The sequence below is a fragment of the Geodermatophilus sp. SYSU D01036 genome (assembly GCF_054050435.1).
Genome location: NZ_JBJGZJ010000011.1, coordinates 1 through 17,205 on the forward strand (window position 1 = coordinate 1; position 17,205 = coordinate 17,205).

General features: G+C 75.5%; 12 protein-coding genes. 5 read left to right on the top strand and 7 right to left on the bottom strand.

Features of this window, described 5'->3' with window-relative positions:
- Positions 1 to 283 precede the first annotated feature (283 nt).
- A complete protein-coding gene (locus ACI8AR_RS12770; RefSeq protein ID WP_457051363.1) occupies positions 284 to 1,435 on the top strand; it encodes a glycosyltransferase in 1,152 nt (383 codons plus the stop codon).
- Positions 1,436 to 1,447: 12 nt separating this feature from the next.
- On the opposite strand, the gene ACI8AR_RS12775 is transcribed toward ACI8AR_RS12770, so the two are convergent.
- Together ACI8AR_RS12775 and ACI8AR_RS12780 are read right to left on the bottom strand one after the other, a co-directional pair.
- Positions 1,448 to 2,581 carry a glycosyltransferase family 4 protein gene (locus ACI8AR_RS12775; protein ID WP_457051364.1) on the bottom strand — a complete coding sequence of 378 codons (1,134 nt, stop codon included), beginning with the start codon at positions 2,579 to 2,581 and terminating at the stop codon, positions 1,448 to 1,450.
- A complete protein-coding gene (locus tag ACI8AR_RS12780; RefSeq protein WP_457051365.1) occupies positions 2,578 to 3,894 on the bottom strand; it encodes a hypothetical protein in 1,317 nt (438 codons plus the stop codon). Before ACI8AR_RS12780 ends, ACI8AR_RS12775 begins: the two co-directional genes overlap by 4 nt.
- A 110-nt stretch (positions 3,895 to 4,004) precedes the next feature.
- Between ACI8AR_RS12780 and ACI8AR_RS12785 the strand changes: the two genes are divergently transcribed.
- Together ACI8AR_RS12785 and ACI8AR_RS12790 are read left to right on the top strand one after the other, a co-directional pair.
- Positions 4,005 to 7,130, top strand: a complete 3,126-nt coding sequence (locus ACI8AR_RS12785; protein WP_457051366.1) for an arabinosyltransferase domain-containing protein — start codon at positions 4,005 to 4,007, stop codon at positions 7,128 to 7,130.
- A 148-nt stretch (positions 7,131 to 7,278) separates the two neighbouring features.
- Positions 7,279 to 8,250, top strand: coding sequence for a decaprenyl-phosphate phosphoribosyltransferase (locus ACI8AR_RS12790; RefSeq protein WP_457051367.1), 972 nt, complete (start codon positions 7,279 to 7,281; stop codon positions 8,248 to 8,250).
- A 13-nt stretch (positions 8,251 to 8,263) separates the two neighbouring features.
- On the opposite strand, the gene ACI8AR_RS12795 is transcribed toward ACI8AR_RS12790, so the two are convergent.
- The 5 genes from ACI8AR_RS12795 to ACI8AR_RS12815 are packed head-to-tail and all read right to left on the bottom strand — an operon-like array spanning position 8,264 to position 12,875.
- The gene (locus ACI8AR_RS12795) at positions 8,264 to 9,085 is read right to left on the bottom strand and encodes a DUF1028 domain-containing protein (RefSeq protein WP_457051368.1); all 822 of its coding nucleotides are present in this window, start codon (positions 9,083 to 9,085) and stop codon (positions 8,264 to 8,266) included.
- A 19-nt stretch (positions 9,086 to 9,104) separates the two neighbouring features.
- On the bottom strand, positions 9,105 to 9,773 hold the full coding sequence (locus tag ACI8AR_RS12800) for a CoA transferase subunit B (protein ID WP_457051369.1): 669 nt from the start codon (positions 9,771 to 9,773) through the stop codon (positions 9,105 to 9,107).
- Positions 9,770 to 10,603, bottom strand: a complete 834-nt coding sequence (locus tag ACI8AR_RS12805; RefSeq protein WP_457051370.1) for a CoA transferase subunit A — start codon at positions 10,601 to 10,603, stop codon at positions 9,770 to 9,772. Before ACI8AR_RS12805 ends, ACI8AR_RS12800 begins: the two co-directional genes overlap by 4 nt.
- A gap of 43 nt (positions 10,604 to 10,646) precedes the next feature.
- On the bottom strand, positions 10,647 to 11,447 hold the full coding sequence (locus ACI8AR_RS12810) for a TIGR03089 family protein (protein ID WP_457051371.1): 801 nt from the start codon (positions 11,445 to 11,447) through the stop codon (positions 10,647 to 10,649).
- Positions 11,448 to 11,498: 51 nt separating this feature from the next.
- Positions 11,499 to 12,875: an LCP family protein gene (locus tag ACI8AR_RS12815; protein ID WP_457051372.1), complete on the bottom strand. Its 1,377-nt coding sequence runs from the start codon at positions 12,873 to 12,875 to the stop codon at positions 11,499 to 11,501.
- A gap of 543 nt (positions 12,876 to 13,418) precedes the next feature.
- Here ACI8AR_RS12815 and ACI8AR_RS12820 point away from each other — a divergent pair.
- Together ACI8AR_RS12820 and ACI8AR_RS12825 are read left to right on the top strand one after the other, a co-directional pair.
- Positions 13,419 to 14,681, top strand: coding sequence for a glycosyltransferase family 2 protein (locus tag ACI8AR_RS12820; RefSeq protein ID WP_457051373.1), 1,263 nt, complete (start codon positions 13,419 to 13,421; stop codon positions 14,679 to 14,681).
- Between the two features lie 164 nt (positions 14,682 to 14,845).
- Positions 14,846 to 17,176: an N-acetylmuramoyl-L-alanine amidase gene (locus tag ACI8AR_RS12825; RefSeq protein WP_457051374.1), complete on the top strand. Its 2,331-nt coding sequence runs from the start codon at positions 14,846 to 14,848 to the stop codon at positions 17,174 to 17,176.
- Positions 17,177 to 17,205 lie beyond the last annotated feature (29 nt).

A 17,205-nucleotide genomic window follows, 5' to 3' on the forward strand; every position in this document is an offset into this window, starting at 1 on the left:
CCCCCCCCCCCCCCCCCCCCCCCCCCCCCCCCCCCCCCCCCCCCCCCCCCCCCCCCCCCCCCCCGCCCCCCCCCCCCCCCCCCCCCCCCCCCCCCCCCCCGGACTCATCGGCAGGGAGGACGAGGTCCTTGACGTCCCCGCGCCCGCCGGCACCCTCACCGCCGGCGGGGGACCCGGGCGGGCGGGCCTCTACGATCCGGGTGCCGGCGGGCGCCGCCCGTCCCGCGCCGGACCGCTGCGGTGGGCCGCGTGTACCGCCACTCCGAGGGAGCCCGCGCCCGACATGCGCATCGCCGTCGTCTACGACTGCCTCTACCCGTGGACGACCGGTGGCGCGGAGCGGCTCTTCCGCTCCTACGCCGAGGAGTGGGTCGCGCAGGGCCACGAGGTGACCTACCTGACCCGGCGGCAGTGGGACGCGGGGGAGGAGCCGGAGGTCCCGGGCGTCCGGGTCCGGGCGATCGCCGGCCGGGTGGGCCTGTACGACGAGGGTGGCAGCCGCAGGCTCGGCCCGGCCCTCACCTTCGCCCTCGCCGTCGCCTGGTACCTGCTGCGGCACCGACGGGCCCACGACGTCGTCTACGTGAGCGCGATCCCGCCGGTGAACGTCCCCGCCGCCCGCGTCGCCCTGCTCGGCTCCCGCGCGCTGCTGCTCACCGACTGGCTCGAGATCTGGCGGCCCGAGCAGTGGCGGGAGTACAGCGGCGCGGTCGCCGGACGACTGGCCGGCCTCGTGCAGGCGGTCGGCATCCGGATGAGCCGCCGGTCGGTCTGCTACTCCCGCCTGCACGCCCGCCGGCTCGAGGCGCTCCGCCACCGCGGCCGGCTGTTCATCGCCCCCGGGCTGCTGCCGGCCGACGAGCGCGAGCGCACCCCAGGCTTCGACGTGCCGGAGCGGCCCCGGCTGCTCTTCGTCGGGCGGCACATCCCGGACAAGCGGGTCGAGTTGGTGGTCGAGGCGGTGGCGCGGCTGCGCGCAGGGGGACGGGACGTCTCGGCTGTCGTCACCGGTGACGGGCCGACCCGCGAGGCGGTCCGCCGGCGGGCCGAGGAACTCGGCGTCGCTGGGCACTGCGCGTTCCCCGGTTTCGTCAGCCAGGCCGAACTCGATCGGTTGATGCGCGCCTCGAGCTGTCTGGTCTTCCCCTCGGTGCGCGAGGGCTACGGACTGGTCGTCGTGGAGGCGGCGGCCGCCGCCACGCCCGCCGTCGTGGTCGACGCCCCGGACAACGCGGCCGCCGAGCTGGTCACGGCCGGGGTCAACGGTGCCGTGGCCCCGGAGCCGGAGGCCGGTGCGGTGGCCCGGGCCGTCGCGACGGTCCTCGACGGCGGGGAGCCGCTGCGCCGCAGCACGCGCCGCTGGTTCGACGAATCGGCCCGCCACGGCACGGTGCGGGCCACCGCAGGCGGCCTGCTGAGCGCGCTCGTCGACTGACCCGGGGCCGGGTCAGCCCCCCGGCCGGCCCCCGGCGGCGAGACGGGCGAACAGCTGCTCGTGCGCGTCGAGCACCGCCGGCACCGAGTACCGGGCGCGCGCCTGCTCGCGACCGCGTACCGGGTCGGGCGGGTCCGCCGTCAGGCGGCGGAGCCCGGTGGTGATCCCGGGCACGTCCCGGGGGGCCACCAGGGTGCCGAAGCCGGTCTCCTGCACCGGTACCCGCACCCCGGGCAGGTCGCTGGCCAGGACGGGGACCCCGGCCAGCATCGCCTCGACCTGGACGATGCCGAAGGCCTCGAACGCGTTCACCGACGGCAGCACGAAGACGTCCAGCGACGCGTAGAGGTCGGCCAGGTCCTCGTCGGGGACGAACCCGAGCAGGCGCACGCGGGTGTCGTCCCCGATCGCCGCCCGGACCCGGGACACGACCGAGCCGCCCGCCACGTCGGCGAAGCCGCCCCCGATGAGCAGGCGGGCCTCGGGGTCCTGGAGCGCGCGGAAGGCCCGGACCAGGTACTCCAGGCCCTTCTCCTCCACGATCCGGCCCAGGAAGCCGACGTGCGGCCCCGCCGTCTCGCGGAACCGCGGCCGGCCCGGCGGTCGCGCGTGGCAGGGCGGGGGGATCACCGTCGTCCGCCCCGCCATCGCCGGCCACAGCCGGCTGGACCGGGCGTAGTCGTCGCTGGTCACCACCACGGCGTCGGACCGGGTCAGCGCCCGGCGGCCGGCCGTGTCGACCACGGCGGTCTGCACGCGGTTGACCGCACCCGGCGGGAGGCTGACGTCGCAGTGGTAGGTGCTGACGACGGGCGAGGCCAGCCGGCCCGCCAGCAGCGCCGCCTCGGGCATGGGGAGGTGCAGGTTCGTCACCGACGCCGTGCGGGCCGCGCGCCGTACCCGGCTGACCAGCGAGGGAGCGACGACCCCCTTGCCGAGGCGGACGGCGACCGGGGCGCGCTCGACCTCGACGCCGCCCAGGACCTCGGAGACGGGCAGGGAGCGGTCGTGCCGGCTGGCGACGACCCGGACCCGGTGTCCGCGGGCAGCCAGCCCCTCGGCGACGTCGCGCGCCACGTTGGTCAGCCCGCTGACGTAGGGCGCGTAGTAGTCCAGCGCGATCAGGACGTGCAGCGGTGGTGTCACGACGTGGCCTCCGGTGCGGCGGCCGCGACCGGGGCGGAGGGGGGAGTGTCCGGTCGCGTCCGCACCAGGACGGCGGCGCACCAGGCCAGAGCGGCGGCCGAGCCGACGGCGAAGGCCCACGCAGGCGCCGCCGTGTGGCCGGGGACGACAGCCACGACCACCGAGGCGACGACCAGGCCGGCCACCCAGGACAGCGCGCTGTCGCGGTGCCGGCCGGCGGCGACCACGGCCTGACCGGCGACCAGCAGGCCCAGGTGGACGATGCTGCCGGCGGCCAGCACGCCGACGTCGGCGGGGGAGGGGGTGTAACGGTCCCCGAAGACCAGGGCGACGACCGGTGGCCCGGCCACCGCCCCCACCGCGGCGGCCGCCGCCGTCAGCCCCGCCACCGCGAGGAGCAGCCGGCGCACGATGCGCACACGAGCCGCGGAGCCCACCCCCGCGCCGGCGTCGACGAGCCCGGGGATCAGGGCGCTCTGCAGCGGCACCGCGACGAACAGCGGCAGGCGGACGAGGGTGAAGGCGGCCACGAACGCGGCCGCGGCCATGCCGCCGCCCGGACCGGCGCCGACGGTGACCAGGACGGGCGCGGCGTTGAGCAGCACCTGCGCGCACAGGGTCCCGACCAGCAGGGACCCGACGGCCGGCAGCGCGACCCCCGGCCCCGGTGCAGGGACCCCGCCCCGCGTGCGCAGCGCCAGGACCAGGACCGGGACGTGGGCCAGACCGATCGCCGCCACCAGGGTCCAGCCGAGGGCGGCCGGGGTGACCGGGGACGCGAGCGCCACGACGACCAGGGCACCGGCCAGCCGCAGGACGGCGTCGGCCAGGAGCACGACACCGTGCGTGCGGTAGCGGCCCCGGCCCAGCAGCACTCCACGCAGGAGGAACTGCGCGGGCGCGACCAGCGCCACGACGGCGAGCGCCACGACCAGCCCCGGGGAGCCGCCCACGGCGCGGGCCAGCAGCGGCGCGGTCGCAGCGACCGCGACGAGCGCGAGGGTCGTGAGCGCCGCCACCGCCCGGACCGTGCCCGGCGGCATGCTCCCCCCACGCAGGTGGACGGTCCGGGCGACCTCCAGTTCCAGGGGGAGGAAGAGGCCCGAGCTGACGACGAGGGCCAGCGACCAGTAGGCGCCGAAGGCGGCGTACCCGTCTGCGGGCAGCGCTCGCGCCGCCACGGTCAGGTACGCGTAGGTGAGGACCCCGGACAGCGCCACGCTCGCCGCCACCCAGCTCAGCGACGGCGCCAGACCGGAGGACCGCCGGGTGCTCAGCGTCCGGTCCCGGCGGGCGCGGGCGACGGCACGCACCGAACCGTAGTGGCCGCCGGGCTGCTCAGCGCGGTGGCGGCCGACCGGCGTGCAGGTCCGCTCCGGTGTTTGACTGGCGCGGACCAGGACCCAGGCCCGGGAGGGGACGCGTGGAGGTCGTCGAGCGGTCCCGCCCGGGGGCGTCCGCGTCCGGCCGCGCCGTCCCGGTGCGGCGGGGTCGCCTCCTGGTGCCGCTGTTGCTCGCCCTGGTCGCGGTCGTCGGGTCGGCCCTGCTGCCACTTGCCCCGGTGCGGATGAGCGTCCCGACCGTCACCTGGCCGCAGGACCCTGCCCGTCCGGAGTCGACCGTGCTGGAGCTGACCAGCCAGCGGCCCCTGGGGGTCGACGTGCGGGTCGGCTGCCCGGCGGTGCGGGCCGCGGCGGACACCGCCGAGGGGGTGGTGGTCTCCACGCTGTTGCCGTCGCACCCGGCCGCGCTGACCGACGGCCTGCTCGTGACCGCGCGCGAGGACCGGCTGCAGGTGCGGCTCCGGGGCCGGGAACTGCTCGACGTCCACGTGCCGTCCGGGGACTGCACCTACCGGCTCACGGGCGACGCCGGTGCCCTGACCCTCACGCGCGACGGCGTCGAGGTGACCACCGCGACGGCCGACGGGGGCCTCCTGCTGCCCGACGTCGACGTGCTCGCCACGAGCGTCACGGCTCTGCCCGCCGGAGCGGAGCTGGCCGTGACCCTGACCGTGGACGACCAGTTCGACACGACGCCGACCCCGGTCAAGCAGGTCCTCGTGGCCCTCGTCCTGCTCGCCGCGGGCGCCTCGCTGTTCGTCCTGGGGCGGGCCGAGCGCCGGCACGGCCCGGCCCCGGGGGCGACGGACGGGTCGGGACCGCCCCGGTCCCGGAGCCGGGGCGCCGTGCGGGTCCTCACCGTCCTCGTCGACGCCGGGGTGGTGGCCACCGCGGTGCTCTGGCTCTTCCTCGCGCCCACCTCGGACGACGACGGCTACTACGCGGCGATGGCGCGCAACGCCGAGGAGTCGGGCTTCGTCGGGAACTACTACCAGCTGTTGAACCAGTCGTTCACCCCGTTCACCTGGTCCTACCGGGTGCTCGGGTGGTGGCAGCAGTTCGGGGACGCGCCGGTCCTGCTCCGCGTGCCCTCCCTGGTCACCGGCCTGCTCACGTGGGTCGTCCTGCGGCGGCTGGTCACCCGCCCCGGCGCCGTGCCGGCGGCCGTCACGGCGTCTCGCTGGGGGCCGCTCGGTCTCCAGGTCACCCTCGCGGTGGCCTTCCTCGCCTGGTGGCTGCCGTACGGGATCGGCGTGCGGCCCGAGGCGGTGGTGGGCGTCCTCGCCGTCGTCACGCTCGCCGCGGTGCTCTCCGGGCTGCGCCGGCGCCGGCTGCTCCCGATCGCGGTCGCGGTCGGCACGGCCGGGCTGGCCGTCGTCTGCCACCCGACCGGCTTCGTGGCGCTCGGGCCCCTGCTGGTGGCCCTGCCGCGGCTGGCCCGGCTGGTGTCCGCGGGAGCCGGCCGTGGCGAGACGGTGACCCGGGTGGCCCTGCTGCTCGCGCCGGGCGGGTTCGCCGCGGCGGCGGCCTTCGCCGACGGGACCCTCCGGGACTTCCTGCGCGGCCAGGAGATCTTCCTGTCGGTGCAGGACCAGGACACCTGGTACGAGGAGCAGGAGCGCTACGGCTTCCTGTTCGCCGACATCCCCATGGGCTCCTACGCCCGGCGCGCCGCCGTCGTCCTCGCGTTGCTGGCACTGCTGTGGTTCCTCGCCGGCGCGGTCGCCGTCCGCAGCCGCGGCGCGCGGCTGCCCTCGGCTCTCCTCCTGTCCGGCCAGGCGCTGGCGGCCGCCTTCCTCCTGCTGTGGTTCACCCCGAGCAAGTGGACCCACCACTTCGGCGCGCTCGCCGGCCTCGGGCCGGCCTTCCTCGCGCTGTTCCTCGTCGCGGTGCCCCTCCTGGTCCGGGAGGCCACACGTGGCCGGCGGCCCGGGGCGGTGCTGCCCCTGCTGGCCGTCGGCTCGGTCGTGTTCGCCGCCGCGCTCGCCCTGCACGGTCCCAACAGCTGGCCGTACACCTGGATGCCGGGCATGTTCCGGCCCTTCGAGCCGCCGACGGTCGGTCCCGTCGCGTTCGACAGCCTCCTGACCTGGGGTCTGGTGGCGGCGGTCGTCCTCGGCGGGGCAGCGCTGCTCCACCGCCGCACCGGCCGGCTGCCCGGCCGGTGGTGGGCCGGCGCCCTCCCGGTGCTCGCCCTGCTGCCCCTGCTCACCTCGGTCGGCTACCTCGTCGGCAGCTTCGGCCTCGCCGCGGTCCGCACGCTGGACACCTGGTCGCCGGGAGCGGACGCGCTGACCGATCCGTTGGCCACCGGCTGCGGCGCGGCAGGAGCCGTCGACGTCCTCGACGTCTCGGCGGCACGGGGTCTGACCGTGGACCCGTCGGTCCCGGCGGGCACCGGCCCGGCCGACTTCGCCGACGGCGGCGGCTGGTGGGCGCCGAGCCCGCCGCCGTCGCCCGTCGCCCGCCGGGTGTGGGGGAGCCTCGCGGCGCCGGAGGCGGAGGACCTGACCGGTGACCAGGTGACCCCCTGGTACCGGCTGCCCGAGCAGACGGACGGGGCGGCGCTCGCCCTGCTCGCTGCCGGCCGGCTGGGGGAGGGCAACGAGCTGCGGGCGGAGTACGCCCGCCCGGGCGGGGGCGACGGGTCCGCGCCGGAGGTGGTGGGGGAGCAGGCCCTCACCGACGACGTCGACCAGCCGCGGTGGCGCACCGCCGTCCTCGACCCCGCCGACGCGCGGGCGGACGGCGCGACGCTGGTGCGCCTGCTGGCACGCGACCGCAGCGGCGGTGCCGGCGGCTGGCTGGCCTTCACCGCCCCGGCGGTGCTGCCCTGGGTGCCGCTCACCGACGTCCTGCCCCCCGACGCGACGGTCGCCGTGGCATGGCAGGTGGCCTTCCTCTTCCCCTGCCAGCAGCAACCGGTGGTCCGCTCGGGGGTCACCGAGCCGGTCACCTACGGCGTCCTCTGGGGGGAGGGCGCCGACGGTCCGGCGGACAACACCTGGCAGGTCTACCGCGGCGGGCTGTTCGCTCCCGTCCAGCGCACGTCGGCGGTCACCGAGTACGCCGTCGACCTCTCCGGCTCCCCGGGAGTGCGGTCGATCCAGGTGTTCCGGTTCGACCTCCCGTTCGCCACGGACGCGTACGACCTGGTCCGCTCCCGGGTCGAGCGTCCGGGGTGGGGAGCTCCCCCTGCGCGGTGACCCGTGCACTGAGCGTGACTGACGCCCGTGCAGGAGCGGTAGCCGTTTGCCCCGTTGCTCGATGGTGCACCAGACGGGGCAGCATGACGGCCGGTCGCGGCCCGCGCCCGGCCGTCGTGCTGCCCCCGACCCTCCCGGAGGGGAACCGATGAGCGTCGAGGACGACAGGAGGAACGGCACCGCGCCGGTGCTGTTCTCCGGCAACGTCGTGCACGACCGGCCGGTGGTCGACTCCGCCCGTCCCCGCGGCAGCGCGGTGGCCGCGGGGGTGCTGCGCACCATGCGCCCCCGGCAGTGGACCAAGAACCTCCTCGTCCTCGCCGCCCCGCTCGCCTCGGGGACGGTGCTCGAGCCGTCCGTGCTCGGGCCCACGTCGCTCGCTCTCGTCCTGTTCTGCGCCGCGGCCAGCGGGATCTACCTGCTCAACGACGTCCGGGACGTCGAGCAGGACCGGCGGCACCCTCGCAAGCGTGCCCGGCCGGTCGCCGCGGGCGTCGTGCCCGCGGCGGTGGCCGTGACCACCGGGCTGGTGCTGCTCACCGCAGCCCTGGTGTCCGCGGCGCTGCTGGCCCGGCCCGCGCTCACGGCGGTCATCGCCTGCTACGTCGGCATCTCCCTGGCGTACAGCTGGGCGCTCAAGGACCAACCGGTCATCGACCTCGCCGCCGTCGCCTCCGGCTTCGTGCTGCGAGGCGTCGCCGGCGGGGCGGCCGCGGGCATCCCCCTGTCGCAGTGGTTCATCCTCGTCGCGGCCTTCGGGGCGCTGTTCATGGTCGCCGGCAAGCGGTACGCCGAGCTGGTCGCCCTGGGCGAGCAGTCGGACACGCGCCGGTCCCTGCGCGAGTACTCGCCGAGCTACCTGCGCTTCGTGTGGAGCCTGTCGGCCGGGGTGGCGTGCACCGCCTACTCCCTGTGGGCCTTCGAGATGCGGCCGGCCGATGGTGTGCCGTGGACGACGATCACCATCGCCCCTTTCGTCCTCGGCCTCCTGCGCTACGCCGTCGACGTCGACCGCGGTCTCGCAGGTGCGCCCGAGGACATCGTGCTGCGGGACCGGGTCCTGCTGCTGCTGGGGCTGGCCTGGGTCGCCCTGATGGGGATCGCCGTCCTCACCCGGTGAGGGCGGGATCGCCTCAGCCGAGCAGGCGGGAGACCGCGGCCAGCCGCGAGTCGCCCGCCATCGACGCCAGCCACGCCGACCAGCCGGGACGGGCGCGCACCGCCTCCAGTGCGGCCCGCGCCGCCGCGCGGTCGCCCCGGCGGGAGGCGGCCAGCGCGGCGTAGAGGTCCCGCGCGCCCTCGGGGGCGAACAGGGCGAGGGTCTCGTAGTCGCGCTCGTCGTAGGCGCGCTGCAGGTTGCGCAGCATCCGCAGCTGCGCGACCGGGTCACCGGAGTCGTCGACGCGCAGGTCCATCCGCACGCCGTCGTCCTCCTCGGTGGCCGGCTCCCCGCTGACCACGAGCAGCGCCGCGGACTGCCGGCCGCGCAGGTCCCCGCCGGCGTCCTGGCCGGCGGTCAGGGCGGCCAGCAGCCGGTCGGCGAGGACGCCGCGGTCGGCCTCGAACGCCTGCGCCATCGCGGGCAGGACCTCCGGTGAGGTGAGCATGTTGCCCTGCACGCTCCAGCCCTCGCCGAGCAGGTGGCCGCTGACCGGGAAGGAGCCCGGGCCGGTGTCGGCGGCGACCGCCCCGGAGGGGGCGAGCACGGCGAGCTGCCGGTCCTGGTCCTCTGCGGCGTGCGCCGCGCGGCGCACCAGCACCGACGGCGCGGTCCCCTCGGCGAGGCCGGACAGCAGCACGTGCCCGGTCCCGCGGGGGCTGCGCGCCTGCACCGCGACGACGCCCACGCCGGGCCGGGCGCTGGGCACCGCCCGGCCGACGGCGAGGATGCAGGAGGAGACCGCGATGCCCATCTCCCCGGTGACCGGGTCGTGGGCGACGACCGAGAACGTCACCGGGGGAGCGGTGCCGCGCTCAGACCGTGGCCGGCAGCGCCATGGTGGGGACGTCGCCCGGCACGCTCAGCGGGGCGCCGGTCTTCTCGACCACCTCGTCGACCGACACGCCGGGCGCGACCTCGCGCAGCACGAAGCCCTCGGGCGTGACGTCGACGACGGCGAGGTCGGTGACCACCCGGTCGACGCAGCCCTTGCCGGTCAGCGGCAGCGAGCACTCCTCGACCAGCTTCGGGGACCCGTCGCGGGCCACGTGCTCCATCATGATGATCACCCGCTTGGCGCCGTGGACGAGGTCCATGGCGCCGCCCATGCCGTTGACCATCTTCCCGGGGATCAGCCAGTTGGCGAGGTCGCCGCGGGGGTTGACCTGCATGGCGCCGAGGATGGCGAGGTCCAGGTGCTTGCCGCGGATCATCGCGAAGCTGGTCGCGGAGTCGAAGAAGCTCGCGCCCGGCAGGACCGTGACGGTCTCCTTGCCGGCGTTGATCAGGTCGGGGTCCTCGTCGCCGTCGTACGGGTACGGGCCGACGCCGAGGATGCCGTTCTCCGAGTGCAGCACCACGTGCACGCCGTCGGGGACGAAGTTGGGCACCAGGGTCGGCATGCCGATGCCGAGGTTGACGTAGGCGCCGTCCTCGAGCTCGAGCGCCACGCGGGCGGCGAGCTGGTCGCGGGTCAGGGTCACTGGGCCTGCCCCTGGGTGGTCACGTCATCCGGTCCTTCCGTCGTGGCTTCCTCACCGGCAGCGGCCAGAGGGGCGGCCGACGGGCGCGGGCGGGTGGTGCGCTTCTCGATCCTCTTGCCCTCGGTGCCGACGACGACCACCCGGTCGACGAAGACCCCGGGCAGGTGCACGTGCTCGGGGCGGATCTCGCCGGGCTCGACGAGCTCCTCGACCTCGGCGATCGTGACCCGCCCGGCCATGCCGGCCAGCGGGTTGAAGTTCATCGCCGACTCGTGGAAGACGAGGTTGCCGTGCCGGTCGCCGACCGAGGCCCGGACCAGGGCGTAGTCGGCGGTCAGCGCGGTCTCCAGCACGTACTCGGTGCCGTCGAAGACCCGGGTCTCCTTCGGTGCGCTGGTCTCGACGACGTTGCCGTCGGCGTCGTAGCGCACCGGGATGCCGCCCTCGGCGACCATCGTGCCCACGCCGGTGGAGGTGTAGAAGGCGGGGATGCCGGCGCCGCCGGCGCGCAGCCGCTCGGCCAGCGTGCCCTGCGGGGTGAGCTCGACCTCCAGCTCACCGGAGAGGTACAGCCGGGCGAGCTCCTTGTTGCCACCGACGAACGAGCTGATGGTGCGGCGGATCCGGCCGGCGTAGAGGAGCACGCCCAGGGCCTGGTCGTCGACGCCGCAGTTGTTGGAGATCGTCGTCAGGTCCCTCGTGCCCTGCTCGAGCAGCGCGTCGATCAGCGCCACGGGCACCCCGCAGAGCCCGAACCCGCCGACGGCGAGCGTCGCGCCGTCGCCGACGTCGGACACCGCCTCCCGGGCGCTCGCCACGACCTTGTCCATCAGTCGACCACCGTCTCCTCCGGCGCGGCGGGCGCCCGCCCCCTCAGGCGGGCCGGCCCAGCTCGCGGACGCCCTCGATCCGGACGCCGAGCGTAGCGGTGACCCGTTCGGCCTCCGCCCGGCCGCCCAGGGCCGCGGGGTCGGCGTTGCGGCACAGCACGATCGAGGCGCCGGCGGCCAGCGGCGCGAGCAGCCAGGCGACCGGCCCGGCCTCGGCCGCGGTGGCGTCGTCGACGAGCACCCGGTCGCCGGCCGTGATGCCGAGCCGCCCGGCGAGCGCCGTGGCGGCCTCGGTCAGCCCGCCGAGGGTCAGCTCCAGCCCGCCGGCCAGCAGGCCGGGGGAGGCCGGGTCCAGCGGTGTGTGGGGGGTGAAGACGTCGCCGTGGGCGCGCACCTCGAGGGCGAAGTCGCGGGCCGGGCCCGCGTAGCCGGTCATGCCCAGGCCCAGGGGGTGCAGCGAGAGGCCGAGCAGCTCGGGCGGGTCCTGCTCCTCCAGGGCTTCGAGCCGGTCCTGCGCGGCGAGGACGACGTCGGCGGCGTCGATCCCCCCGTCGTCCTCGACGGCGGTGTCGAGCACGGCGGCGCCGCAGCTCCACACGCCGAGCAGCACCGCGGCGGTCTGCCAGTGCACCGGCAGGGCGACGGCGACGGTGCTGCCCGGGCCCACGTCGAACTCGTCCTGCAGCAGGTTCGCCGTCTTCGCCACCCAGTTGGCGAGGGTGGCGCCGGACAGCTCGACCCGCTCGCCGGTCGCGTCGTCGTAGGCGGTGACCAGCGGCGCGGCGGGACCGCGCCGCAGCGCGGCGGCGAGCAGGTCCGACGGGGTCCTCGACGCGGAGCTCATGCCCTCACCCTCCCAGCCGGCGTCCGCCCGGCCGGGAGGACGGGTCCTCCCTCAGTTGATGCAGCTGGTGTCGGCAGCGGTCCGCGCCGGCTCCGTCGGAGCGGAGGAGGACTCCGCCGGCGGCGTGGTGGCCTGCCCGACGCCGTTGTAGTCGCTGCCCAGGACCAGCTGCACGGTGCCGGTGGTGGCGTCGTCGGCGACCTCGGTGACGGCGCCGGGGACCTGCGCGGCGAGGGTGGCGGCCAGCGCCTCGTCCCCGGCGGCGTGCCGGATCGTCGTCCGCTCGTAGTCGCTGCTGTCGGCGTTGCCGGTGCTGGTGACCGGAAAGCCGACGGCCCCGAGCTCCGAGGCGGCGTCCGCGGCGAGGCCGGGGACGCCCGAGCCGTTGTAGACCGCGACCGACACCTCCGACGGGGCGACCGTGGCCGGCGCCGCCGGGGCCTCGGGACCAGCTGCCTCGGGCTCGGCGGAGAGCTCGGAGAAGAAGTCGTGCAGCTCGTCCTCGTCCGCCAGCCGCAGGATCGAGCGGCCCTGCTCGTCCCGGTCGTCGCCCACGATCGGGATCGTCCGGAACTCGATGCTGCCGGCGGTCACCGACTGCATCTGCTGGGCGAGGTCGAGCAGGTCGAGGTCCTGGTCGATGGTCAGGGACTGCGACGCCGCCCGGATCAGCTCCCGCTGCTTGCCCAGGTCCAGCAGGACGTCGTCGGACAGCATCTTGCGGAGCACGCCGCCGATGAAGACCTGCTGGCGGACGATCCGGTCCAGGTCGCCGCGGGGCAGCCCGTGGCGCTGACGGACGAACTTCAGCGCGTCCGCGCCGGAGATGGTCTGCTGCCCGGCCGGGAAGACCGCGCCGGACCAGGCGGAGTCGTCCACGGCCTCGCAGAGGTTCACGTCCACGCCGCCGACGACGCTGGTCAGGTCGAAGAAGCCGAGCAGGTCGACCTCGGCGTAGTGGTCGATCTGCAGGCCGGTGAGCTGGCTGATGGTCTGGACCAGCAGCTGCGCGCCGCCGGCCTGCCGGTCGGCCTCGGGCGCTGCCTCGTCGACCTCGCCGTAACCGTATGCGTAGGCGGCGTTGAGCTTGTCCATGCCGTAGCCGGGGATCTCGACGTACGAGTCGCGCGGGAACGAGACGAACGAGGCCCGTGACCCGTCGGCGGGGACGTGCACCAGGATCATCGTGTCGGTGTTGATGCCGGAGTCCTCCCCGGCCTGCAGCTCGGCGAGCTGCTCGGGGGTGAGGGCGGCGCGGCTGTCGTTGCCGACCAGCAGCAGGTTCATCGCCTCGGGGGCGTCCCCGGCGTCGGAGTTGCCGTCGTCCGGGATGGCATCGGTGCGGTTGACCGTCGCCTCGGCGACCCGGCCCAGGTACCAGCCCCACCCGCTCGCGCCGAGCAGGACCACCGACAGGACCGCGGCCACGCCTCGGGCGACGCCGGCCCCCCGGCGGCGGCGCGGCGCGGCGGCCCCGCGGTCGGCACGCCGCCCCGCGGTGTCGTCGGCACCCCGCCCCCGGGGGCGCGAGGGACGGCCGGCGCGCGGGTCGAGCCGCGCCGGGATCGGACGTCCCGGGGCTCCACCCTGCTCGTTGCGGTCTCGGCTCACGCGACCGAGGTTAGGGGCGGGCTGAGCACCCGCAGGCCGCGCGACACGGGGGAACGCTCCGTCCCGCTGCCGCGTGCGTCCGTCTGGCACCGGCCGTCCGTCTGGTCGCGCACCACCTCACGGACCGCACGAGTCACACGTGGGCAGGCCGGTCGCAGCTGCGAGCCTCGGTGGGGACGGCTTACCCTCGAGGTGACCCCCTGCGCCTGTTGCGTCACGGATCGCCGTCCGACCACGACCGGAGCGCTCATCCGGAACACGGGACCCGTCCGTCACAGTCGGCGCTCGGCCTCCAGCGTGTCGGCGCCGTGGCCGCTTAGCGTGGCCCCGTTTCCACCACGAGCCCGAGGAGCTGCACCTGTGGGTGCCAACGACACCGACATCGAGCTGTCCATCGTCATGCCCTGCCTCAACGAGGCCGAGACGCTGGCGGTCTGCATCCGCAAGGCGCGCGGCTACCTGGAGCGCAGCGGGGTCCGCGGTGAGGTGGTCATCGCCGACAACGGCAGCACCGACGGCTCCCAGGCGATCGCCGAGGCCGAGGGGGCGCGTGTCGTGCCGGTGACCGAGAAGGGCTACGGCAACGCCCTGCTCGGCGGGATCCGCGCCTCACGTGGCCGCTACGTGATCATGGGTGACGCGGACGACAGCTACGACTTCTCGGACCTCGACCCCTTCGTGGCCGAGTTGCGGGCCGGCGCCGACCTGGTCATGGGCAACCGGTTCCAGGGTGGCATCGAGGACGGCGCCATGCCGCCCCTGCACCGGTACCTCGGCAATCCGGTGCTGTCCTTCGTCGGCCGCCTCTTCTTCAAGGCGCGCGTCGGCGACTTCCACTGCGGCCTGCGGGGCTTCAACCGCCAGCGGCTGCTGCAGTTGGACCTGCACACGACCGGCATGGAGTTCGCCTCCGAGGTCGTCGTGCGCTCCGTCCTGGCCGGCCACCGCATCGCCGAGGTCCCGACCACGCTGAGCAAGGACGGTCGCAGTCGGGCGCCCCACCTGCGGAGCTTCCGCGACGGCTGGCGCCACCTGCGCTTCCTGCTGCTCTACGCCCCGCGCTGGCTGTTCCTCTTCCCCGGCTTCCTCCTCGCCGGGGCCGGTGCGCTCGCCACGGCCGTGCTGCTGTTCACCCCCGTGACGATCGGTTCGGCGACCTTCGACATCGGCACCCTCGGGTACGCGGCCGCGGCCCTGCTCATCGGCAGCCAGGCGATCGCCTTCTGGCTGCTGACCAAGGTCTACGCGATCGAGGAGGGGTTCCTCCCTCCCGACCCGCGCATGGCCCGGCTGTTCCGCCGGTTCACGCTCGAGGTCGGCCTGGTGACCGGGGGCCTGCTGTTCCTCGTCGGCCTGGTCGCCGGCATCGTGTCGCTCGTCCGCTGGGGACAGGCCGGACTGGGCGCGCTCGAGGTCGGGACGCAGATCCGCATCGTCGTCGTGGCGATGATCGGCCTCATCCTGGGGGCGCAGGTCATCCTCAACAGCCTGTTCGTCTCCATCCTCGGGCTCGGGCGCAAGGACCGTCCCCGGGTGGACCTCGTGGGGGTGCCGCCCGAGGGCGGGGCGGCTGCGCCGCAGCAGGCGACGTCGGTCGCGGCCCGGGAGCACTCCGCCGCCTGACCGCTCCGGCCGGACCCGGCGAGTCGGTGGACCCGCGGGCCTCCTGCTGACGCAATTCACAGCCGGTTCCGCTCACGCGGGCGCTCCTCCGTGCCGATGACGTGAGGACCGGGTGGTGCGACGCCGCGCCACCCGGCACGGTCCTCGAGTCCTGGAGCCCTTCCGTGCGTCGCCTGTTCGCGGGACTGCTCGCCTTCGTCGCGGTCACCGCCACCCTGCTCGTCCTGCCCGTCTACGCGGCCCCCCAGCCGGACGCGGAACCGGTCGAGACCTCCGTCGAGGAGGTGCCGCTGGGGTCGGTGGACGACCCGGCACCCGAGGCGGACGTGCAGGAGGGGACCTCGGCCCCCGTGGCCGGGGTGCCGGACACCGCGCCGGTCCTCACGGTCACCCGTGAGGCGACCGACGAGTTCTCCCTGGTGGGGGTCACCTGGGCGCCGGACCCGGCCGTCGTCGACATCCGGGTGCAGGTCCGGGTCCGCGGGACCGACGGCGCATGGGGCGAGTGGACCGAGGTGGGGCCCGAGGACGCGGGCGAGGACGCGGGGCAGCCCGCCGGCACGGACGCGGAGCCGCGCCGTGGCGGGACCACCCCGCTGTGGACCGGCCCCAGCACCGGCGTGGAGGTCGAGGTCGTGACCCGGTCGGGCGCCGCCCCGACCGACGTCCAGCTCGACCTGATCGACCCGGGGGAGAGCGCGGCGGACGCCTCGCTCGAGACCCCCGAGATCCAGGACACCGCCGACGCGGCCCTGGCCATGCCCCCGGTCTACTCACGCGCCCAGTGGGGAGCCGACGAGTCCCTGCGCACCTGGGCGCCGCAGTACGCCTCGACGATCAAGGCCGCGACACTGCACCACACGGCGGACACCAACAGCTACACGGCCGACCAGGTACCGGCCATGATGCGGTCGATCTACCGCTACCACGCCCTGAGCCTGGGTTGGGGCGACATCGGCTACAACGTCATCGTCGACAAGTTCGGCCGGCTGTGGGAGGGCCGCTCCGGCGGCCTGGCCAGCACGGTCGTCGGTGCCCACGCGGGCGGCTTCAACACCGGGACCTTCGGGGTGTCGATGCTGGGCAACTACGACGCCGTGGCGACCACCCAGCCGATGGTCGACGCGGTCGCGGCGATCATCGCCTGGAAGTTCTCCCTGTACGGCGTGAACCCCAACGGCACCACCACGCTGACCTCCGGTGGGGGCGGCACCGCGCGCTACGCCGCCGGGACGTCGGTGACGCTGCCGACGGTCTTCGGTCACCGCGACGTGGGCTCCACCGCCTGTCCGGGCCGCTACGGGTACGCCAAGCTGCCCGAGATCCGCACCAAGGTGGCCCGATCGCTGGCCACCTCCGTCGATCCCGACACCGCCATCGGGTCCCGCTACACGGCCGAGGCCGGCGTGCGGTCGGCGCTCGGCTCGCCGACCGCTGCCGAGCAGGACGGCGGCTGGTACCGCTGGCAGCCGTTCGAGCGAGGGCGGATGTACTCCTCGGCGGCCACCGGGACCCACTACCTGGTCAACGGGAACCTCACCGCCTACCTCGCCGCCGGTGGTCCGGCTGCGCTCGGCCTGCCGACGACCGACGAGCTGGCCGTCCCGGGCCGCACCGGCGTCTACAACCAGTTCCCCAACGCGTCGATCTACTGGTCGCCGGCCACGGGGTCGCAGGTGGTCGTCAACGCCATCCGGGCGCTGTGGAGCGCCAGCGGATGGGAGGGTGGCCGGCTGGGCTACCCGACCAGCGGCGAGGTCGGGCTGCCCGGCGGGCGCGGCGTCGTCCAGCACTTCCAGGGCGGCGACGTCTACTGGTCGCTGGACACGCCGGCAACCGCCGTGGTCGGCGGCATGAAGGTGTCCTTCGACCGGCTCGCCGGCCAGGCGGGTCGGCTCGGGTACCCAGTGTCCGGCGAGGAGCACCTCGCCAGCACCGGTGGCTTCCGTCAGCGGTTCCAGGGCGGTGACCTCTACTGGACCGAGCGCACCGGGGGCCAGGTGGTGGCCGGCGGCATCGCTCTCGCCTATCAGCGGCTCGGCGCCGAGGTCGGCCGGCTGGCCTACCCGGTGGCCGGTGAGGAGTACCTCGGGGACGGCCGCGGGTTCCGTCAGCGGTTCCAGGGCGGGTCGATCTACTGGACCGCGGCCACCGGCGGCATGCAGGTCACCGGCGGCATCGGCGGTCTGTACGCCGGCACGGGCGCGCAGGCCGGCCGGCTGGGTTACCCGGTCAACGACGAGCGGGGCCTCGCCGACGGCCGGGGGGTCGTCCAGTCCTTCGAGGGCGGCGTCGTCTACTGGACCGCGACCACCGGGCCCCACTACGTGGCAGGGGGCATCGGCGCCCTGTACCGCGACCTGGGCGCCGAGAGGAGCCGGCTCGGGTACCCGACCAGTGACGAGACGGCGGTCCCCGGAGGGATCGTGAGCACCTTCGAGCACGGCCGCATCACCTGGACGCCCGAGGCGGGACCACGCGTCTGGTACAGCTGAGGCGAGTGCGCCGGGTGGGGGTGACCGGT